24 protein-coding genes are annotated in these 20787 nt (G+C 60.1%); 6 read left to right on the top strand and 18 right to left on the bottom strand.

Annotated elements, in window-relative coordinates; genetic code table 11:
* Positions 1-106: 106 nt before the first annotated feature.
* Complete coding sequence (locus tag O9K64_RS20330) at positions 107-505, top strand: sulfur globule family protein (RefSeq protein ID WP_275099941.1); 399 nt, start codon at positions 107-109, stop codon at positions 503-505.
* 95 nt (positions 506-600) lie between these two features.
* Here O9K64_RS20330 and erpA read toward each other — a convergent pair whose 3' ends face one another.
* The 4 genes from erpA to argC all read right to left on the bottom strand — a co-directional run bounded on the left by erpA (position 601) and on the right by argC (position 3545).
* Complete coding sequence (gene erpA, locus O9K64_RS20325; protein ID WP_275099940.1) at positions 601-954, bottom strand: iron-sulfur cluster insertion protein ErpA; 354 nt, start codon at positions 952-954, stop codon at positions 601-603.
* Between the two features lie 260 nt (positions 955-1214).
* Entirely contained in the window at positions 1215-1694 is a 480-nt protein-coding gene (locus O9K64_RS20320) for a bactofilin family protein (RefSeq protein ID WP_275099939.1), read from the bottom strand.
* Positions 1695-1705: 11 nt separating this feature from the next.
* Positions 1706-2422, bottom strand: a complete 717-nt coding sequence (locus tag O9K64_RS20315) for a DUF6776 family protein (protein ID WP_275099938.1) — start codon at positions 2420-2422, stop codon at positions 1706-1708.
* Positions 2423-2516: 94 nt separating this feature from the next.
* Positions 2517-3545 carry an N-acetyl-gamma-glutamyl-phosphate reductase gene (gene argC, locus O9K64_RS20310; protein WP_275099937.1) on the bottom strand — a complete coding sequence of 343 codons (1029 nt, stop codon included), beginning with the start codon at positions 3543-3545 and terminating at the stop codon, positions 2517-2519.
* Positions 3546-4374: 829 nt separating this feature from the next.
* Here argC and O9K64_RS20305 point away from each other — a divergent pair.
* A complete protein-coding gene (locus O9K64_RS20305; protein WP_275099936.1) occupies positions 4375-5088 on the top strand; it encodes a DUF4126 domain-containing protein in 714 nt (237 codons plus the stop codon).
* 37 nt (positions 5089-5125) lie between these two features.
* The gene (locus O9K64_RS20300; protein WP_275099935.1) at positions 5126-5545 is read left to right on the top strand and encodes a CopD family protein; all 420 of its coding nucleotides are present in this window, start codon (positions 5126-5128) and stop codon (positions 5543-5545) included.
* A 440-nt stretch (positions 5546-5985) separates the two neighbouring features.
* Here the strand turns inward: O9K64_RS20300 and O9K64_RS20295 are convergent, their stop codons facing one another.
* Together O9K64_RS20295 and O9K64_RS20290 are read right to left on the bottom strand one after the other, a co-directional pair.
* Positions 5986-6375, bottom strand: a complete 390-nt coding sequence (locus O9K64_RS20295; RefSeq protein WP_275099934.1) for a HesB/IscA family protein — start codon at positions 6373-6375, stop codon at positions 5986-5988.
* 100 nt (positions 6376-6475) lie between these two features.
* On the bottom strand, positions 6476-6937 hold the full coding sequence (locus O9K64_RS20290; protein WP_275099933.1) for a DUF5063 domain-containing protein: 462 nt from the start codon (positions 6935-6937) through the stop codon (positions 6476-6478).
* Between the two features lie 206 nt (positions 6938-7143).
* On the opposite strand from O9K64_RS20290, the gene thiD reads away from it, so the two are divergent.
* The 3 genes from thiD to hemL are packed head-to-tail and all read left to right on the top strand — an operon-like array spanning position 7144 to position 9887.
* Entirely contained in the window at positions 7144-7950 is an 807-nt protein-coding gene (gene thiD, locus O9K64_RS20285) for a bifunctional hydroxymethylpyrimidine kinase/phosphomethylpyrimidine kinase (RefSeq protein ID WP_275099931.1), read from the top strand.
* 6 nt (positions 7951-7956) lie between these two features.
* Positions 7957-8607, top strand: a complete 651-nt coding sequence (gene thiE / locus O9K64_RS20280; RefSeq protein WP_275099930.1) for a thiamine phosphate synthase — start codon at positions 7957-7959, stop codon at positions 8605-8607.
* On the top strand, positions 8604-9887 hold the full coding sequence (gene hemL, locus O9K64_RS20275; RefSeq protein ID WP_275099929.1) for a glutamate-1-semialdehyde 2,1-aminomutase: 1284 nt from the start codon (positions 8604-8606) through the stop codon (positions 9885-9887). Before thiE ends, hemL begins: the two co-directional genes overlap by 4 nt.
* Before the next feature lie 60 nt (positions 9888-9947).
* Here the strand turns inward: hemL and O9K64_RS20270 are convergent, their stop codons facing one another.
* From O9K64_RS20270 to O9K64_RS20215, 12 genes are all read right to left on the bottom strand, one after another.
* On the bottom strand, positions 9948-10427 hold the full coding sequence (locus O9K64_RS20270) for a copper chaperone PCu(A)C (RefSeq protein ID WP_275099928.1): 480 nt from the start codon (positions 10425-10427) through the stop codon (positions 9948-9950).
* A 21-nt stretch (positions 10428-10448) separates the two neighbouring features.
* Positions 10449-11060 carry an SCO family protein gene (locus tag O9K64_RS20265; RefSeq protein ID WP_275099927.1) on the bottom strand — a complete coding sequence of 204 codons (612 nt, stop codon included), beginning with the start codon at positions 11058-11060 and terminating at the stop codon, positions 10449-10451.
* Positions 11057-11557 carry a hypothetical protein gene (locus O9K64_RS20260; protein ID WP_275099926.1) on the bottom strand — a complete coding sequence of 167 codons (501 nt, stop codon included), beginning with the start codon at positions 11555-11557 and terminating at the stop codon, positions 11057-11059. The genes O9K64_RS20265 and O9K64_RS20260 overlap by 4 nt, the downstream gene beginning before the upstream one ends.
* Before the next feature lie 331 nt (positions 11558-11888).
* Positions 11889-12716 carry an ABC transporter permease gene (locus tag O9K64_RS20255; RefSeq protein ID WP_275099925.1) on the bottom strand — a complete coding sequence of 276 codons (828 nt, stop codon included), beginning with the start codon at positions 12714-12716 and terminating at the stop codon, positions 11889-11891.
* Positions 12717-12786: 70 nt separating this feature from the next.
* Complete coding sequence (locus tag O9K64_RS20250; protein WP_275099924.1) at positions 12787-13356, bottom strand: nitrous oxide reductase accessory protein NosL; 570 nt, start codon at positions 13354-13356, stop codon at positions 12787-12789.
* Between the two features lie 241 nt (positions 13357-13597).
* Positions 13598-14485: an ABC transporter ATP-binding protein gene (locus O9K64_RS20245; RefSeq protein ID WP_275099923.1), complete on the bottom strand. Its 888-nt coding sequence runs from the start codon at positions 14483-14485 to the stop codon at positions 13598-13600.
* A gap of 313 nt (positions 14486-14798) precedes the next feature.
* Positions 14799-15770 carry a NapH/MauN family ferredoxin-type protein gene (locus tag O9K64_RS20240; RefSeq protein ID WP_275099922.1) on the bottom strand — a complete coding sequence of 324 codons (972 nt, stop codon included), beginning with the start codon at positions 15768-15770 and terminating at the stop codon, positions 14799-14801.
* Positions 15767-16672 (bottom strand): 4Fe-4S dicluster domain-containing protein, encoded by a 906-nt coding sequence (locus O9K64_RS20235; protein ID WP_275099921.1) that lies wholly within the window; start codon positions 16670-16672, stop codon positions 15767-15769. Before O9K64_RS20235 ends, O9K64_RS20240 begins: the two co-directional genes overlap by 4 nt.
* Positions 16669-17904, bottom strand: coding sequence for a nitrous oxide reductase family maturation protein NosD (gene nosD / locus O9K64_RS20230; protein ID WP_275099920.1), 1236 nt, complete (start codon positions 17902-17904; stop codon positions 16669-16671). Before nosD ends, O9K64_RS20235 begins: the two co-directional genes overlap by 4 nt.
* 140 nt (positions 17905-18044) lie before the next feature.
* Positions 18045-19229: a hypothetical protein gene (locus O9K64_RS20225; RefSeq protein ID WP_275099919.1), complete on the bottom strand. Its 1185-nt coding sequence runs from the start codon at positions 19227-19229 to the stop codon at positions 18045-18047.
* A 94-nt stretch (positions 19230-19323) separates the two neighbouring features.
* Positions 19324-20058 carry a c-type cytochrome gene (locus tag O9K64_RS20220; protein WP_275099918.1) on the bottom strand — a complete coding sequence of 245 codons (735 nt, stop codon included), beginning with the start codon at positions 20056-20058 and terminating at the stop codon, positions 19324-19326.
* A 319-nt stretch (positions 20059-20377) separates the two neighbouring features.
* A complete protein-coding gene (locus O9K64_RS20215) occupies positions 20378-20701 on the bottom strand; it encodes a c-type cytochrome (protein ID WP_275099917.1) in 324 nt (107 codons plus the stop codon).
* Positions 20702-20787: the final 86 nt, after the last annotated feature.

Genomic DNA, 20787 nt, shown 5'->3' with positions numbered 1-20787 from the left:
AGATATGCCGGTTGACTTATTTAGAATCCGCTAATATTTTTACTCGGGAGGCCCCGACGCTGAAAGGGCTTTCAGTACCCAAATATGACTTAGGGAGAAGATATTATTGAAACGCATCATGAAAGCAGCCGCCATTGCAGCCTTGCTCGCTGCATCCGCCTCGGCCTCCGCCTGGTGGGGCGGCCCCTGGGGTGGTGGCCCATGGAACGGTCTGGGTGACGGCTGGGGCGACGGATCCGGCGACTTCAACATGAACTTCGGTGCGCGCGGCAGCGGTTACGGCAATGCCTATGGACGTGGCTATGGCTATCCCTATGGCGGTTATGGCTATCCGTATGGCGGCTACGGCGCACCCTATGGTGGCTACGGCGCACCCTATGGTGGCTATGGTGTCCCCTACGGTGGCTATGGCGCCCCGTATGGTTACCCCCCGGTCCCGTATGGCTATCCCGCCGCCCCGGCAGCTCCGGCAGCTCCGGCAGCACCCGCCGTACCGGCGAACTGAGACATTCACCAGGACAAAGCTGTCCTGCATAAGAAAAGCCCCCGCATCCGGAGGATGCGGGGGCTTTTTAATCCCTGAAAAGAGTGGGGGGGTGGTTAAACCGAGAAGGAAGAACCGCAACCGCAGGTGGTGGTCGCATTGGGGTTGCGAATCACAAACTGCGATCCCTGGAGGCTCTCCGTATAATCCACCTCGGCGCCCATCAGATACTGCAGGCTCATGGGATCAACCAGCATGGTGACACCATCGGTATCCACCCGGGTATCGCCATCTTTCTCCTCTTCATCAAAGCTGAACCCGTACTGGAAACCGGAACAGCCCCCACCCTGGATAAAGACACGCAGCATCAGGTTGGGATTACCCTCTGCCTGGATCAGCGCAGACACCTTGGTCGCCGCCGCATTGGTGAATACCAGCGGGTTCTCGGTCTCAGCTTGCATACCACTCATAGCCAACTCCACATCCGTAATAAGGACCTGTTAATAAATAACTACGACGCCTTGCTGGTCTTTTCGTTCGCCTTCGGCGTTACGGTAAGACTTACATAGAACTACTATGCGCGCCTTGCCGTGCCTTGAAGGCAAACGAAAATCCGGCGCAATACGTAGCAGTTATTTCTTTCCAGGCCCTAAAAACGCTCTCACTGAGCGATGTTTAAAACATTATGCTTTTCTGATCAATATAGTCAAGTATTACCAATATCCTGCCGTCACCGCCCCCGGGGTACCCGCTGCGACTCCTCTTCGGTCATCTCCGCCGCGACCTCCTGGAGTGGCGCCGCCTCCTCCGGCTTGGCCTCCTGACCGTCATACCCCAACATCTGTGGCTGGGCATCCTTGGTGTGGATCAGCTGTCCATTCACCTCCGCCCCCATCGCCATCTCCAGCAGGTTGTAATAGACCGTACCGGTAATCTTGGCCTTGGGCGCCAACTCAACCCGCTCGGAGGCATAGACATCCCCCACGACCGTACCATTGAGTATTACATTGGGGACTTGGATGTCACCTTCAACCCTCCCCTGCTCACTCAGGGTCAGCGCCGACTCCCCATCCGGTTCCACCATCACGTTGCCACGGATCAGCCCGTCGACATGCAGACCGCCGGTAAAATTCACATCACCTTGAATGGTGGTCCCGCTGCCGATTACCGTAGCAATCTTCGGAGCCCTGAACTTTTTAAAACGCGCCATCTGTCATCCTCTTAATCGGCCACCTGCCAGTCAAAACGCTCATTGACCTTCGGCAGCCTGTTATTGGTTGGATTGATCTCCACAACCACCTGCTGCGGGCTGAAGCCCTCCGGTATTTCGATCAACCCATCAACATCCTGAAAATGCCGGAAACGCATTTTCAGTTTGTCATCTGTTTCCCCGGTGAGCTCTTTAAGCGTGAGCTCCCGGGTCTCACCCCCCTGCTCGCCCTCCAGCGAGAGGGTGATCCAGCCCACTGCGGTTCCGGCACTCTTCAGCGCCTGGGTGACGGTAAACCGGAACCGGTAGCTGGCGGGCCGGTCGCCCCTGTCCAGCCGGAAACCCTGAATATAGAGCCCCTCGGACTTGACCCCGGCCTCCACAATACCGCGCAGCAGATTGAGCTCCTTCTCCATCTCCAGGTAACTGGACCGGCTCTCCCTGAGTGCCTCCCGCACCTGACGGATCGCCTCCTGGTCAATCTGGCTGGCCCGCTGCAGCGCGGCCACCTGCTCACGCAGCCGCCCGCGCTGCGTCTCCAGCAGCTCAATCTGGCGACGCTGCTCGGTCACTTGGAATTTCAGCGGGGTTACCCTGTCCTCCGTCGGATGCCTGAACTGGATGTAGCCACTCCAGGCTCCCAACAACGTCACAGCCATCAGTATCGGCAACAAGCCCCAGAGATAAACCCACCGACTGCGGGACTGGATGATTCTGGGCGTCTTCATTTTCATACCCCTCATTTTCATCCCTGGGTCACTGGACCTGGTTAAATCAGCATGGCAAAACAGTGGCGCATGGAAACGGGGCGCAAGTCACGGTTCAGGGCAGCAGAGCCACCGCCCGCAAGCCCTGCGTCTCCTCCAGACCCAGCATGATATTCATATTCTGCACCGCCTGGCCAGCGGCCCCCTTGACCAGATTATCGATCACCGAGAGCACCACCACGGTATCCCCGCCCTGTGGCCGGTGGACCGCGATGCGGCAGTGATTGGCTCCCCGGACGCTGCGGGTTTCCGGATGTGAGCCGGGTGGCAGCACATCAACAAACGGCTCGTCACGGAAACGCGACTCATACAGCGCCTGCAGATCCTTGTCGGCCGTCAGGGTGGCGTACAGGGTGGAGTGGATACCCCGGACCATCGGCAGCAGGTGGGCGACAAAGGTCAGATCCACATCCTGCGCCGCCACGGCCGAGAGATTCTGGCGGATCTCCGGCATGTGCCGATGCCCCGGCACCCCGTAAGCCTTGAAGCTCTCCCCCACCTCGCCCATCAGCAGCCCGACGCTGGCCCCCCGACCGGCGCCGCTGACGCCCGACTTGCAGTCGGCCACCAGTCCCGAGAAGCGCACCACACCGGCCTCGATGAGCGGCAGAAAACCCAGGGTGGTCGCGGTGGGATAGCAACCCGGATTGGCCACCAACCGGGCGGAACGGATCGCTTCACGGTTGATTTCCGGCAACCCATAGACCGCCTCGGCCACCAGTTCCGGGCAGCTGTGGGTCATGCCGTACCACTGCTCCCAGAGCGGGATCTCCTTGATGCGGAAATCGGCCGCCAGGTCAACCACCCGGCAGCCCCGTTCGAGCAGTTCGGGCACCAGCTTCATGGCGGTACCGTTGGGAGTGGCAAAAAACACCAGGTCACAGGCGCCCAGGGTCCCCAGGTCCGGCTCGCTGAAAGGGATATCGAAATGGCCGCGCAGATTGGGGTAGAGATCCGAGACCGGGCGCCCTGCCTCGGCCCGGGATGTAATGACCGTGACCACCACTTCCGGGTGGCCCGCCAACAACCGCAGCAGTTCAACCCCGGTATAGCCCGTACCACCTACAATACCTACTTTCACCATCGCTTCGATTCCACACTGGATACAGATTGCCGGTCGGACACAAGACAGCGCCCCGCGACAGGGCAACGCACGTCACTTCCGGATCGGAAAATGGGGTTAAGGGCTCGCGCCAAAATAAGTTCCGGTATTCGGTCGCCACTGGACCCCGCCGCCGGCGTTACGCTTTTTGGCAAGGGAACAGCCATTGCCTGCAAAGCGTGCCTTGCCGGCGTGGCCCAGTGATGCCCTCGGTACTGCGAAATTATTCTTGCGCGAGCCCTAATCATACGGCGCCACAGGAAAAATCTAAAGATCCAAACCGGTAGCGGCAGACAGAACTAATAAAAAAGCGACCCGGGGGTCGCTTAAGCGTGTGTGACAGTTTTTTTTAATTCCTTCTCCCCGGAGAGATCTCCGCAGGCGCCACGACAAGGAATGCGCACACTATATATCCGTGTTCTTTAAAGGTCAAATATTATCTTAGAATTCATACTGATAGATGGCATTTTTATGACGCACTCCCGAGCCTGGCGCGGGGCCGCGGGCGCGCCCGGGCAAATGCCGGCTGGTGGGATATTCCCCCGGTTAGTGGCATACTGGGACGAACGATGAGCCTGACCCATGCCATCTGACCCGAATGGCACTTACTAAGCCAAGAACTACCGTCATCCCGGCGCAGGCCGGAGGAGTGGTGCAGGGATGCACCGTTTACGGACCTAAGGATGGCATCCAGACTGCTTATCAGTGGCGGTATTCCTGGATTCCGGCCTGCGCCGGAATGACGAAAATCCTGCGATTCGCTTTAAGTAAGTGCCATTCCCATCTGACCCAATGGTGTAGGAATTAATCAATGGAAACTATTGAACTCATCTCCCTCACACTGGGTGTGGCCTGGGCCTCCGGCATCAATCTCTATGCCGCCGTGCTGGTCCTGGGTTATTTCGGCATGACGGGTGATATCACCCTGCCACCGGGGCTGGAACTGCTGAGCGATCCACTGGTGATGGCCGCCGCCGGCTTCATGTACCTGGTGGAGTTCTTTGCCGACAAGACCCCGGGCGTGGATACCGGCTGGGATGTCCTGCACACCTTTATCCGTATTCCCGCCGGCGCGGTGCTGGCCGCCGGCATGGCCCAGGGGCTTGAGGTAAGTCAGGCCGCCGAGTTTGCCGCCCTGCTGATCGGCGGGGGGCTGGCCGCTACCACGCACTTTACCAAAACCGGCACCCGGGTCCTGATCAACACCTCGCCGGAACCCTTCAGCAACTGGACCGCCTCGATCGCCGAGGATCTGGTGGTGATCGGCGGGCTCTGGGCATCGCTCCATTATCCCTGGCTGTTCATTGCCGGACTGGTCCTGAGCCTGCTGTTGATCATCTGGCTGCTGCCGAAGCTATGGCGGGCGCTGAAGCGGGTATTCCGCGCCGTTGGCGAATTTTTCGCGGGGCGAGGGAAAGGCCCGGCGGAACCGGTTGATCTCGAGCGGCCGACCGGCCGGCGTCAGGATATCCTGCGGGCGCTGTATCATGACGCCAGCGATAACAGCAACAAACTGAATCACTGAAACCCCCAACTAACAACAATTCCGAGGTGCGTTTGCGATGTGGCTGAAGGCCTGGCATTTGATCTTCATGGTGACCTGGTTCGCCGGGATATTTTATCTTCCCCGACTCTTCGTTTACCACGCCATGACCGAGGATGAGGCGGGCAATGCGCGGTTCAAGATGATGGAACGCAAGCTTTACTACTTCACCACCCCGTGGATGCTCCTCACCCTGTTGTTCGGTTTCTGGATGCTCTACGACTACGCCTGGGCGGCGTACGGCAAGATGGGCTGGCTGCATGTGAAACTGCTGCTGATCGGCCTGCTGGTAGCCTACCATCTCTACTGCGGAAGACTGGTGAAACAGTTTGCCCGGGACCAGAACCTGCATAGCCACGTCTGGTACCGCTGGTTCAACGAGGTGCCGGTGGCGATCCTGGTCGCGGTAGTGCTGCTGGCGGTGCTGAAGCCGTTTTAGGCATCCCGTTAACTACCACCGGTAAAGCCGGAGGCTTGTTGGGTGAGTGCCTCAAAGGCGCCACAACAGCGTGTAGGATGGGTGGAGGCGCGTAGCTTCCATCGCCGGAGGCTCTGCACGACTACCGGGCGCGTCGTAACCCATCTTCGGATGCCGCCGGGCGATGGGTTACGTCGTTCCTCCTCCACCCATCCTACGCACTGCCGCCAGGCAGTACAGGGGTCGGAGTCAAGGATCATTACTCTCGCCAAGCACGCCAAGGAAAACCGATGCCTCCCTTTAATCTTTGCGTGCTTGGCGTCTTGGCGAGAGTCCAGTTGCCATCTGCCAGCCAGATGCGCTGAAGTTTCAGCGGGCACGGTCCGCCCAATGGGCCGGGAAAGACAAAAGGCCCGCGGATGCTGCCATCCGCGGGCCTTTTTTACGCAACCCGTAACCGATCAGGAGCAGCCGCCGCCCTGTGTCGCGCTGGAGCTGCAACCGCCACAACCGCCGCCGCTCTCGGCGGGTTTCAGATTGTTGAACACAAAACTGGCATTACCCTGGCCGTGATCCACGAAATCGATCTGCACGCCCGCCAGGTGTCGCATGGTCTCACCGTCCACGATCACGTCGAATCCAGTGGAGTTGAGGATGTAATCGCTATCGTTGACCTGATCTGTAAAGGTCATGCCGAAGCTGATGCCGCTGCAACCACCCGCGGTGGCATAGACGCGAATCCCCTTCACCTCTTCTTCAACCTGCCCTACCAGCTCAGCCATCTTGCCCTGTGCCGCCTCGGTCAGACTGAGTTCCTCATCCTTCAGCAGGTTAGTGGTTGCTTCACTCATCGGTATTTCTCCAAACGCAAACAATAGTATGGCGTGATACTATACCAAAGAAAGTTTTTCGTGAAACATTGATTTTTTAGTGAAATTAACGCGGACCGAATTAAAGCTGGTTACGGTTGGCGAGCTCGTAGAGGTGGCGTTCGGCATCCAGCAGATGCTGCCCCCAATGGTCCTGGTAGCCGCAACACCAGTCATCGAAGGCACGTTCCGGCTCGCGCCGGTCCTCCAGCAGATGCAGTCCGTGTTTCAATTCGCAATAGATATCGGTCAGATCGTCGGCCAGACTGCCGGACATGCCCTGCTCATCCGGCGCCACGTCAAACTCCATCCAATAAGCATCACGGTGCCCTATCAGCCGGCGCAACCGGGCAAACCGCTCGAAACGTTCATCCAGATCGGGGGTGAAGTAGTCCGCGCTGCGCGGGGGTGCCCCCAGTGCCGTGACCGCGGCATGGAGTTGCGGCAGCAGGGAAGAGAGCTGCCGCAACCAACCGATATCGGTTTCGTCAGCTGACTCAATCAGTGCACAATAGTCTCTGGCCAATCGGGACAATTCATTCATTCGCTTATCCATAAACTTCACCAATCGGGACGATTCAGCTGTAGAGTAAACCTCGACTGCTGCCATTCCACCCCCCCGGTCCGGGAATCTTCATCTGCCCGAGCTAGAGGTATTCAGTGAATGCTGGTTTAATTGTAGCCGATGGATCGGCTGTTTTTCCGGATTAATCCGAGCGCCCTATCCGCGCCCTGGCAGTGACAAATGTGATGCAGACAATTCCCAAACCCACCATCCCCAAGCCCATCGTCCTGAGCATTGCCGGGCACGACCCGTCTGGGGGCGCCGGCATCCAGGCCGACATAGAGACCCTGGGGGCGCTGGGCTGCCAGGCGGCCACGGTCATCAGCTGCCTGACCATCCAGGACAGCCGCGATGTGCATGAGCTGATCCCGCTGCAGGCCTCGTTGATCACCCGGCAGGTTGAAACCCTGTTTCAGGATTACCCCATCCGCGCCATCAAGATCGGCCTGATCGGCAGCGCCGAGGCGGCCCTCGCCATCGCTGACCTGCTGGCCCGGTATCCGGATGTCCCGGTGGTCGTAGATCCCATCCTGGCGGCTGGCGGCGGAACCCAACTGGCCGGTAAGGCACTGCTGGAGACGCTCCTCGAGCGGATCCTGCCGCGCGCCACCGTGGTCACCCCCAATTCCCAGGAGGCCAGGCGCCTGACCCAGCGTCAGCAACTGGATGAGTGCGCCGCTGTGTTGCTCGCCCGCGGTTGCCAGGCGGTGCTGATCACCGGCACCCATGAAGCCGCCACCGACGTGGTCAATACCCTCTACCGACCGGGGATCCCTCACCACCGGGAACGCTGGCCCAGACTCGCCGGCTCCTATCACGGTTCCGGCTGCACCATCGCCTCGGCGATCGCCGCCGGGCTGGCCCGGGGAGTCTCCCTGGTTGAGGCGGTCAGCGAGGCGCAGCGCTACACCTGGGAGAGCCTCAGCGCCGGCTGGCAACCGGGCCGGGGTCAACACATTCCCAACCGCCTCTATCGTCAACCGAGTGAGTGATTACTCATGCATAAACAGGCACGGCTGAAGGGCCTTTACGCCATCACCCAGCCCCACCCCGACGGATTCGATGGGCTGCTGCAACAGGTGGCACAGGCCCTCATCGGCGGCACCCGCGTGCTTCAGTACCGGGACAAGCAGCCAGACGCGGCGCGGCGAAAAGCACAAGCGACGGCGTTGCTGGCGTTGTGTCATGCCCACGACGCCCTGCTGATTATCAACGACGACACCGCCCTCGCCCAGGCGATCGGCGCCGACGGCGTGCATGTCGGCCGGGAGGATGATGACATCGCCGCGGCACGTGCCGCCCTGGGGCCCGAGGCAATCATCGGCACCTCCTGCTATAACCGGTTGGCGCTGGCCAGCGCCGCCCAGCAGGCCGGGGCCGACTATGTCGCCTTCGGCCGGTTTTTCCCGTCGCTGACCAAGCCGGACGCGGTCCAGGCCGACATCGCCTTGCTGGGCGAGGCGAAACGTTCCCTGCGGATTCCGGTGGTTGCCATCGGCGGCATAACCCCGGAAAATGGCGCCACGCTCATTCAGGCAGGCGCAGATATGCTGGCCGTGATCAACGGCATCTTCGGTGCCCCGGATATCGCCGCCCGCTGCCGCCGTTTCAGACAGTTATTCAACACATCGGAGAGACCCCCCTCATGACCGCTTCACACGATCGCTTCATTCAGGCCCAGCAGCATATTCCCGGCGGAGTGAACTCTCCGGTGCGGGCATTCAAGGGAGTGGGCGGCGATCCGGTGTTTATCGATCACGCCAGCGGTCCCTATATCTACGACCCGGATGGCAGACAGTACATCGACTACGTCGGCTCCTGGGGCCCGATGATCCTGGGCCACGCCCACCCCGAAGTGCTGGATGCGGTCGCCGCGGTCATCCGCAAGGGCCTCTCCTTCGGCGCCCCGACCCAGATCGAAACGGTGATGGCCGACCGGGTGTGCGAGCTGGTGCCCTCCATGGATCTGGTACGCATGGTCAGCTCGGGCACCGAGGCGACCATGAGCGCCATCCGCCTGGCGCGCGGTTACACCGGCCGCGACAAGATCGTCAAATTCGAGGGCTGCTATCACGGCCACTCCGACTCGCTGCTGGTGAAGGCTGGCTCCGGCATGCTGACCCTGGGCGAGCCCAGCTCCCCCGGCGTGCCCGCCTCGCTGGCGGAGCACACCATCACACTGAACTACAACGACAGCGACCAGGTCCGGACCACCTTTGCCGAGATCGGCGAACAGATCGCCTGCATCATCGTCGAGCCGGTGGCCGGCAACATGAACTGCATCCCCCCGCTGCCCGGCTTTCTGGAGTGCCTGCGGGAGGTGTGTGACCGCTCCGGTACGGTATTGATCTTCGACGAGGTGATGACCGGCTTCCGGGTCGCCCTGGGCGGTGCCCAGGGGCTATACGGCATCACCCCGGACCTGACCACCCTGGGCAAGGTGATCGGCGGCGGCATGCCGGTCGGCGCCTTCGGTGGCAAGCGCGAGATCATGGAGCGGATCTCCCCCCTGGGTCCGGTCTATCAGGCCGGCACGCTGTCCGGTAATCCGGTCGCCATGACCGCCGGCCTGAAAACCCTGGAGCTGATCTCGGTGCCCGGTTTCTTCGAACGGCTCAGCCAGCGCACCGGCGAGCTGCTGGCAGGCATTCAGGCGGAGGCCGATGCTGCCGGGGTTGCCCTCAGCACCAACCAGGTGGGCGGCATGTTCGGTCTGTTCTTCAGCGACGCGGGGAAGGTGACCAATTTCGCCCAAGCCATGGCCTGCGACCAGGAGCGGTTCAAGACCTTCTACCACACCATGCTGGAACAGGGCGTCTACCTGGCTCCCTCGGCCTTTGAAGCAGGCTTTGTCTCGGCGGCGCATACCGGCGAGGATATCCAGGCAACGATCCGGGCGTCCGCCGTGGCCTTCCGCAAGATCGCCTGAGCGCCGGCGCACCCGAAGGGTGGATAAGCGATAGCGCATCCAACACTACGACCGTAGAAACTACATCTTGTGCTGCATACCGGCATCCTGCATCTTCATCTGCAGTTTCACCACCGGCACCTTCAGCTGTAACTTACTACCGTCCCCGAATACCAGCGCCAGGTCGATCTGCTCGCCCGGCACCAGCTTCTGTTGCAGCCCGATCATCATCACATGCAGCCCGCCCGGCTGCAGTTTGACGCTCTGGCCCGCCGGCAGGTCGATCTGCTCCACCTGGCGCATCCGCATCATGCCGTCGGACATGGTATGGGTGTGCAATTCCACCACCTTGGCGGCCGGGCTCTCGGCACCCTTGAGTACGATGTCGCCGGAAGATGCATTGGTCAGGGTCATGAAGCTGGCGCTGTTCGGCTGCCCCGGGGGGACGGCACGCACATAGGCGTCGGCGGCCGTTACCTGATCCGCCTCGGCGGCGGACAGCAGACCCGGGAAACCGAGCAGGGATGATACCAGCACGGCTGAATAGAAGGTGTTACGCATTCTCTCTCTCCTGTTGAAAAATCAGTTGTTATTGAGTGCCGCGCGGATGGCGCTAAGGATCCCATCCGGTTGGGTGCCGTGGCGGATGGTGGTCAGCAGCCGCCCCTGCCGGTCCACCAAATAGAGATCGGCCGAGTGATCCACCACATAATCGGTCGCTGAAGGCTGCTCGACATGGCGATAGGCAGCGCCAAACAGGGCCGCGACCCGGCCCAACTGCTGGTGGGTACCCGTGACGCCGAGTATGCCGGGGTGAAAATATTCGCCATAACCCTTCAGGTGCTCCAGGCTGTCGCGCTCGGGGTCGACGCTGATAAACAGCGTCTGCACCTCGCCCAACTCCGCCGCGCTCAGCTGGTCCAGTGCCGCGCTCAGGAAACCGAGACTGGTCGGACAGACATCCGGACACCAGGTATAGCCAAAATAGAGTATCAGCACCTTGCCCCGGAGGGACCGGGTGTCGATCTCACCCTTATAGGAGTTCAGGACAAAATCACCGCCCTTGGGCGCCTCGGCAAGATTCATCGAGGTGGCCGCCGGCACCTCATGTCCGACCCGAGGCTGCCAGAAAAACAGCAGCCAGATCAGCGCGCCAGCCAGCACTACCACCCCGCCCAACACGCCCCTTTTCACCGCTCACCTCCCGGCAGTGCAACCCCATCCTTGACCGTAATAAAGCGGAACGGCGCCGCCAGCAGGCCGCGCGGGCTGGTGATCAGCACCCGCGCCTCCCACTCCATGGCCACCCGCACACAGACCGGCAGCATCCCCGTACCCGCGAACACCCCGCCCCCCTGCGCATTCAGCCGGGGACGATTGAATCCCATGTTCATGCCGATGCCGACAAAATCAACCTCGACCTGGCTCGCCTCCACCCCGCTCAGGCGCACCTCCAGATCGAGCGGCTTCACCAGCGGGATCCCGGGGGTCTTGATGGCAAAGCTGACACGGCCGCCGCCGGGAAGATCAGACTGGCAGGGCCCGGCGCGCAGGTCACAGTCACTGTCCAGGACGGCCATCCCCCCCACCTCGGGATTCAGGATCGGCAGCGCCTTGTAGGCCGCCACGCCGGCCAGGGCCAGGAACAGCACCCCGGCAATGGCCCAGAGCAGGGTTGTCGATTTCGCCACAAAATACCTCGTGTGTTATCAGAGCGCGATGTTAGAGCAATCGAATAGTACCGCAATTGATGGCCGTCAATGGATGCCGGGGAGTTGGGATTGATCCGCCGAGCGGGGCAGCGTGGCGCGGCATATCACGCGACGTTGCGTGATATGCCGCAAAAAGTTTCCGATTACCCGCCCGACTCAATCAGGATTGAAAACTGTTCATTAAGCCGCGAGGAGTGGTGCAAGGATGCACCACTCCTCGCGATACGTCTTGATGCGGTTCCTGCCTCACCGGCATCCTGCGTCGGCAAGTTTATTCACATTCTTTGGCGACTGGATTTTCCTATCCGGATCAGGGCAGATCGCTGCGCCGGAAGTGGAGGAAACCCAGCGCGGCACAGGCCGTACCCACCAGGATGGGGTAGAGCAGCGCGTAGGCGATATAACCCTTCTGGCCGAAGGTATCGAGGATGACGTAGGCGGAGGGACCCAGCAGCACCAGCTGCGGATCGAACAGCATCATGGTGGCGGTGCGGAACACCTGCATCGGATTAACCAGGGCAATGGCCACCGCGGTCTCGGCCGGCAGCTGCTCCTGGATCAGGATACCGAGCAGGATCAGGTCGAGAAACAGCAACAGGGTTAACCAGACCACGAAGGCCGCGCCCTGGGCCACATCCGAGCTGCGTGCCAGGGTGGAGATCAGCATGCCGATGCCGAGGAAACACCAGGCCAGGGCCATCAGTAGGCCGGTGTAATAGATAAACAGATCCCAGGGGACGTTGACGCCCTTGATGGTGCCCCAGATCACCGCGCCGACCATGGCCAGCAGCACCGGCAGGAACACCACCAGGAAACGCCCGAAGATCTTGCCCCAGAACCAGGCCGCCAGGCTGATCGGCAGCGACAGCAGGTACTCGAACACCCCGGCCTCGCGATCCCCGGCCACCGAACGCACCGTGGTGATCAGCACGAACACCGGCAGGATGGCCATGGAGATCTGGATATAGGTGAGCAGCAGCCGCGACAGCCCGGTGAAACCCATGATGCGGGACTCGGCCAGTCCGTAGGCGAACAGCACCACCACCAGACCGCCGAACACCAGAGTGTAGACCATGAACCAGCGCGCCCGCAGCGACTCGACGATATCGGCGTACGCAGTTAACCAGAGATGTTTCATGCGGCACCTCCCTGTGCCGCACCCTGACGGGCGGCCTGCGGCCGTGAAAATTGTCTATCCTGCCAATTTTTCATTGATTGGTCTCACCCGCTGTATGGTTATGGGAATCGGTGCGGCCCGACTGGACCTTCCCCGGCTGCTTCCCCTGTCGCTCCTCCAGTCGTTTCAGCAGATCCACGCCGTGGATGTTGAAACGTTCCTCAACGGCAAAGATATGCGCCTTCGCCTGGGCGAAATCGAGTCCACCCGAGACCGGTTGAGACTGCGCCCCGAGGCCGTACTCCATGGGTGTCAAATCGCCTTTGACATAGGTGGCGTTCCGGGCGTCGATCCAGCCACCGTTGATGTCCGTCACCCAGATCTGGGTCTTCTGGTCATCCTTCCAGGGCTTGTCCTCCAGCCAGATAACCGCGCAGCCGATATCATCGAACTTCATCAGTTTCGAGCGCTTCTTGTCGGCCGGAAAATAACGGATCTGCGCCGCGTGATTTCGGTCACTGAGCACCATGCGGCAGCGCTCGCAGGCGTCCCGGTCCCACTTCACCTCGCCGGGACCGGTCCCCGGATCGCCGCTGCAGGCGCTGACCAGCAACGTCAGCAGCCCCGCGAACAGCAGGGTGAAGCCCTTAATGAATGGCACTAAGTTAAACCCAGAGCCTCCGTCATCCCGGCGCATGCCGGAGGAGTGGTGCAGGGATGCACCGTTTACGGACCTAAGGATGGCATCCAGAACCCGCATCCGTGGTGAATTTATGGATGATTCGCTTCGCTCACCCTTCGGGCCGACTTTCAGTCGTTCAACGCGCTTCGCGCTTTTGTCCGGCCTGTGCCAGAATGACGAAAAAATGGACGCCTGCCTTAACTTAGTGCCATTCGAGCCCTTATTCATTCACCACCGCCTCGTAATCCTTCGCCGTCTCGGCTTCACGCATGTCGATGCTGGAGAGCAGGGCCGCGTAGCGGGAGAGGACGCCGAGAAAACGCAGCCGGTCCGGACCGGCCACCTGGCCACTCCATTCGCGACCGTCCACCGACCCCTTGAAGCCCCACTCCTGGATGGCCTTGGCAAAGGGCGCCTCGGGGCGGATCAGCCGGATACGGCAGTGCAGACGACTGGAGAGCTCCACCAGATCGGCCACCCGATCATCCAGCACCACCCGCCCCTGATCCATCTCGATCACCCGGTTTACCAGGGAGGCCACCTCGTCCAGGCGATGACTGGAGATGATCATGGCGGCCTCATCCTTCTTCTCCGCCAGCAGGCTGAAAAAGATGTGGCGTGCCTCGGGGTCCAGGTTGGCCGCCGGCTCATCCATCACCAGCAACTCGCTGTCACGCCCCAGGGCGATGCTGATCAGCAGCTTCTGTTTCTGGCCGCCGGAGAGTTTGACGAAGGGCTGGTGGCGGAAACGCTCCGTGTCCAGCCCCAGGCGGGTGGCCACATCGGTCATTCGTTGCGGATCGGAATCACAGACGCTGGCGGCGAAGCGGATCAGTTGCCCGACCGGCATTTTCAGCGGTGGCGGCAGTTGCGGGACAAAACCCACCTTGGAGAGCACGGCGCGGCGATGCTCGCGTGGCGCCAGTGCGTCCACCGTCACCGAACCTTCGCAGGTATATTCACCCAGCAGACAACGGATCAGCGTGGTCTTGCCAGCGCCATTGGACCCCACCAGGGCAACCCGATGGCCGCGCTCGATGGTCAGGTCGACGCCCTTCAGTACTTCATGACGGCGGAATCTTTTTACGACGTTGTGAAACTCAATCATTCATGAACCTGATATTTGAATCCGTGACCACTACGTGAATAGAAGGTAAATCTGCTGGGCAACCCGGATAGTCTATGAGTTTGAGTTATCCTGGCAATGATGTAAATCAAAACGCACCGCAAGCCAGGGTCACGTCATCTAATGCTGAGCGGGACGAGGATCTGCCTGCTTGATTGACGGGTGTCCGCGGCCATGGATGGCCACGGCAAGCCCCCAGGGATGGGTTTACGGCATCCCGTCAATCAAGCAGGCAGATCCTCTCTAACAAGCAGTTGCGTGTTTAGATGACGTCGTCCTGGACCACAAGCCCATTTCAAAGGTGTTTTCCGAGCCCCTTGATCTCGAACCGCAGTGAGTTGGTGGGACAGACATCCACGCACATGCCGCACCTCGTGCAGTCGGCGCTGACATCCACCTCGGTATGCACCGCCTTGCCCTTCACCGTCATGTCCAGCACGTGGGGCACCAGGCACGCCTTGCGGCAGTCGCCCTCGTGATGACAGTCCTTCAGCACAAACTTGACCCGCAGGGGCGACAGCGCGCCGACCACGCCATAGGTGATACCGATGGGGCAGACATAGCGGCACCAGGCGCGGCGCGAGTAGAACACCTCGAACAGCAGCACCAGGCCGACCCAGATCATGGCCACGCCGGGACCGTAGATCAGCGCCCGACTGACGATACCGGTCACCGAGATGGTCTCAAACACCGTGTAGCCGCTGAGCAGCGCGAGCAGGGCGAAGATCAGGTAGAACAGCGAACGCACCTTGCGATTGAAGGAACGATCCTTCACCAGCCCCTTGTCGGCGAGATAGAGATGGAGCTTCTCCGCCCACTCCGACAGCAGGTGATAGGGGCAGACCCAGGAACAGAAGGTACGCCCACCCAGCAGCAGCCAGAGCACAAAGATGGTGGCGGTACCGATCACCAGGTTGAGTACCATATGCTTGAACGCCAGGGTCACCTGCAGGGCGGAGTTCAGGTCCGCCATATGGAAACCCATGAAGCGCGACGCCGTCAGCGCCCCCTCCAGCAACTGGATATCGAAGTAGTAGGAGACCAGAAACAGCAAGTTGATCACAAGCAGGGTGGCCCAGCGCCGGTTACGCCATTTTTTCGCATCCTTGGCATGTGCCTGGCGATGGGCTTCGAAGGCAATTGCGTCGAACGGATTCTGCTTTTTAAACAAGTGGATCGCCTGCGCCTCGGGCGAAATCTCTGCTTTTTCCGGGCGCCGAGGTTCGCTGCCGTACAGCTGGCGAAGGGATTCCGTGATGTAGCTCATGAGACACCCCCGATGTGATCGGCGTCCTGCAGGATGTCGATAACGATCGCTGGCGGTTCCGGGGGACAGATCATTTCGCAGACACCGCAGCCGACACAGCCATCCAGAATCACCGGCTTCATGCGCCGGATCCCGTCCTCACTGACAATCGGCTCAAGGGCGATGGCGTGTTTCGGCGGGCACTCGTTGCCCTGGCGTTGGGCAACCCGATCCTTGTTCTGCTCCCTGGCGGCCTCCTCCTCCGCGCACTGGGCTATGCGGATCTCGATCGGACACTGGCGCACGCAGAGGTCGCACAACTCCAGATCGTAGGGATAGTCGGCTACCGGGATCGGGTTCCAACGGTCCACGTCGTCGTAACGCAAAATCCCCTGGTAGTCCGGACCGCGCGCCTGCCCCTTGAATCCCTTGCCCTGAATCGCCAGGCACTTGCGCGGCTCGGCCAGCCGGGCGTAGCCCATGCGGGAATCCGCCGGATAGTCCAGATCATGGGTCAACGCCCCGGTCGGGCAGGCCAGCACGCACTGCAGGCCGTCGCAGGAGAAATCGCATGCCTGGGCACGCGCATCGATATAGGGCACGCCGATACCCGCGCCCTTGTCCAGTTCAGCCAGTTTGATGGCATTGACCGGACAGACCTGCACGCACTGACCACACTTGATACAGGCGGCGAGAAAGTCGCTCTCATCGGCCGGAGTCTTGAGCGCGCCGGGCGGACGTAATGCCAGGGTCTTCCCCTGCACCACCGGCAACAGTCCGACCAGGGAGAACCCGATCATGCCGACGGCCAGCGCGGAGCTTCTCAGGAACTCGCGCCGGTTCTGTTCGAGCTGCTTCGGATTAAGCTTTCTCCTGGCAGATTTTTTCGGCGCGGGATTTTTCGGTTTGCTCTGCTCGTTCATTGTTGCACTGCCTCCGCGGACATCAGCGGTTTTTCATCACGCAAGATCATATCCGGATCGGTAAAGGGGGCGAGTCGCTCAAGAAAATCGAGCACCTCCAGGACGGGTGAACCCTTGAAAAACTGCGCATAGGGTACGTCCATCCAGATCCGGTCGGCATAACTGTAGAGTTCGTAGGGTCGGTCACCCACCCCGTCCAAGTCACGGTCGAACCCCTCGTAGTCATCCCAGTAGTTACCGTTCCAGTGATTGCGTTTGGCGGTCTTGCCGCCGCCCACGGTGACCTGGGTGATATTTCCCTTGAACCGGTTGCGCTCCAGGATGTTGCCTTTCCAGTCATTCAGGAACTGCACCCCGATGCCGCTGAAGGCGATCAGGTTTCCGGTCAGCCGATTGGTTGCCTCCGGATCGTAGGGGGAGATATCGAGATAGATACCGGTGGCACAGTAGAGGATGCGGTTGTCATGCACATCCACATCCGAGGTCTCCTTGAAGCCGATGCCCATACCGGTCGGGCCGATGGCATGGGCGATGTAGTTGTTCCTGATCACCACGCTGTCACTGTACATCAGGAAGATGCCCACCTGATTGTCTTCATAGTGATTCTCCACCACCTCGTTGCGCTGGGCATACATAAAGTGCAGGGAATAACGGCCACGGCGGGCATCGTTGCGGGCAATCAGATTATCTTTCGAGTACCAGACCACCATATCGCGCGAGTCGCGAATGATATTATCGGTGATCTTGTTATTGAAACTGTACCAGAGGCGGATGGCATCGCCACGAATACCGATCTCGACCGGCTTGGAGGAGATGCGGTTGCGGCGGATGATGTTATTTTCCGCCTGCCCGAGATCGATACCAAACAGGCTGTTGTCGATCACATTGTCCTTGATGACATTGAAATTGCCGCGCACCTGAATGCCGGAATCGATGTCGTTGTGGGAATTACCCGAATTGGTCAGGCGCAGCCCCTTCAGGGTGACCCCGTCCGCGTCCAGGTAGATGACCGAGCCCTTGCCACCGGCATCGATCACCACCTTGCCCTGGCCATCGATGACCAGCGACTTTTCGATCGACACCGGACCGGCATAGGTTCCCGGTGGGGGTATCAGCAGATCATTTTCGTTGGCGGCATCCACCAGTGCCTGAAACGAGGGATACTCGGCGGCCGATAACCATGCCGGGAGCAGGAACAACAGTAATGCGGCAATATGACGCAGGGTACACATGGATTTTGGTTCGGAAGTGTCTTTGTTCGGAAGCACGTGGGCACAGCCCTCTCAGACTCGTTAATTTCGTGCCCGTTCAACCTTGGAATCGACAGACCCCCGTGCGCTCAAAGCGGATCACACGGAGGTGTGTGGGCTATTTACTCAGCATCCTTGAACTGCCTCTTCCGCACCAGCGCGGCCACCGCCAGGATGGGAGAGAGCAGCAGCATGATAAAGAAGCCTATATAGGGGTAGGAGTGGGTGGCGAACTGCGCCACTTTACCATCGCCAAACACAGTGGGCATAAAAGGTTTGACCGCGAAGGCGCCCATGGCGTTCAACGTATGGCCATACCACCAGAGCCAGGCGGCATAGTCGATGATAAAAAACAGCGGCAGCGCCATCGGCACCAGGACCAGCAGCCAGTAGAGTATGCCACCGTTCTTGCGCGCGCCGAACACCAGCAGCAGCATCGCCCCGGCAAGACCGGCAAACGCCACATGCAGGGCAATCTTGAGATTGGCCACCATGGGCACGATCTCTTCCGGGTTGTTGAAGTAGCGACCCAGGCTCTTGCCATAATGCCAGGTCATCACCTGGAAACTGCTGCCGTTCCAGGGCTCGGTGACCCGACCGTGCTCCAGGTCCTTTTCATAGGTGAGCTTCAGCTGCTCGATCATGTGCTGCTTGTCGGAAACCGCCGCCTTGGCGGACGCCGTCTTGTCCGAAGGCAGATCAACCACCACGCCCGAATCTTCCAGGGACTTTTTCAGTACCCCGACAATACCGCCGATCACGATCTCCGGCTCTTCCTGTTCGGCACCGGCCTCCTGGTCCAGCGAGGTCACCATCGCCTCGACATAACCCGCGCTCTGCAGCGCGAACCCGTCCTCTGCGTAGATCGTGAGGTACATCCAGGCCAGCAGCCCGGCGAAGGCGACCCCCATGATGGCCATGCGCAATTTGGGCCTGACACAGATAAAGCCCACCAGCATGATACCCATGAAGGTCATCAGAAACTGGCCGAAGCCGCGCTCAACCGGGCCGCCCGCCGCGATCGGATACATACCGACATAGTGGTTGATGGTATCCATCTCATGCACGCAGTCGAGGGCCACATCCTCCTGGATCTCCGCCTTGTTGACCTTCTGGCAACCGTTGAAAACGCCGTTCATATGGAAGTGGATGCGCACCCCATCCGGAAACGCCTCTTCCGGATAATTGGGCGCCGTCAACGAAACCCACCAGATCGGAGAGTAGAAGATCACGACCATCAGACCCAGGGCGACGACACCCAGGGCGGCCACGATGATTGTCTGTTTTGTACTGGTTACTGCATTCATGGCGAGAGACATCAGCTGTTGGAAATGGGCAGGCGGTCACCCGGCCCCGGGATTTCGCAAACGCGACGCCCCGTGGCCGGGAGGTGTGGCTGGATTAATCGAAGTCCGGATTTCTCCAGTCGGCCGAGGGGGCCAGATCTTCCTTCTTCACCGGCACACGGGAGACATAGTTGATCACCATGGCCATGTCCTTATCGGTGAAGTTCTTGATCTGATCCACCATGTCGGGGTTGGCGTTGCGGCGCTTGCCGTCGCGGATCCACTCGAACTGGCGCAGCATGTAGGCGTAGTGCTGCCCCTCGATGCGGGGATAGAACTTCACCTTGTCGCCCTCGCCATGCTCGCCATGGCAGCGCACACAGTTGTCGTCGTAGAGCTTCTTGCCCTGCGCGAACTCGGGGGTGCCTTCCGCCCACTCGCCCTTGCCGTTCTCCGGGTTCATCGGCAGTTTTTCGATATAGGCGGTCACGTCGGCCAGCGCCTGCTCGTCACCGATCGACTCGGGCAGCGCGAACGGATACATGGTTGGATTATCGCGGTTCAATGCGCGGATATCCGCCAGCTGCTTGATCAGCACCGGGCGATGCTGGCCGGCCAGCTGCGGGAAGGTACCGTCGGTCATGCCCCAGCCCTCCGGCATGTGGCAGGCGGAACAGACCTCATAGATATCCCGGCCGTTTTCCATATCCGGCTCAAGATGCATGGCCTGGTCCGTTTCGCCACTCACTGTGCCTTTACTCCAGCTGGAGGTATCGGCAGCACTGACACCGAAGCTCAGGCTGATGGCCACGGCAGCGGTTAAACTGGTAAGTACGGGTTTTACACTCATCACATTTCTCCTGACGGTCCCTGCGGGACAGGCACCATCACAGTACTGGTTTGTTGCCTGCCTTGCGACAGGCCCTAATCTGATTAACTGATCTGATCGACTGGATTGCCGATCGACAAAGGGTGACATCCGCTAAGGACGCCGCGAGGTTGCCACAATGAATATTAGACTTCATTGATACAAATCAAACACCTCGATCATTTAATCTGGCGAGAAACCGCCCCCTGATCAGTCTGTAACACTGGTTGAAAGTCTCTCATAACAGCCGGGTTTGTTGCATTGAGAACTATCAATTAAAGGGCAATTTTCCGGCCGGATTTCACTGCAGCGTAGCCAGCCAATCGGCGATAATACGCATCTCCTCCTCGTTCACCAGACCCATCACCCCTTTCATAGCGGCCGTCTGGCCATTGGATCTCGCCCCCGACTTGATGTCTTTCATCTGGTTGAAGGCGTAGTCGGCATTCTGGCCGGCCAGCGAAGGATAAAAAGGCATCAACGGTGTCTTGGCATCCTTACCGTGGCAGGACCAGCAGGTCTTGGCCTTGAAGAGTGCCGCGCCATCCGCGGCAACCGCCGTTGCCCCGGTCATTAGCGCCGCCACCGCGCTCATGACAACGGCCAGTCTTCTGATTTTGCTCATAACAAATACCTCACTACATATATGGTTTAGGGCAAATAAAGGGGAAGGGGCCCTAGCAAGAGCCCCTCCCCCTTTCAGGTTGATAA

The sequence above is a fragment of the Sedimenticola hydrogenitrophicus genome (genome assembly GCF_029017505.1).
GTDB classification, from domain to species: domain Bacteria; phylum Pseudomonadota; class Gammaproteobacteria; order Chromatiales; family Chromatiaceae; genus Sedimenticola; species Sedimenticola hydrogenitrophicus_A.
The sequence above is the reverse complement of the archived record's forward strand: the minus strand, read 5'-3'. Positions and strand labels throughout refer to the sequence as shown.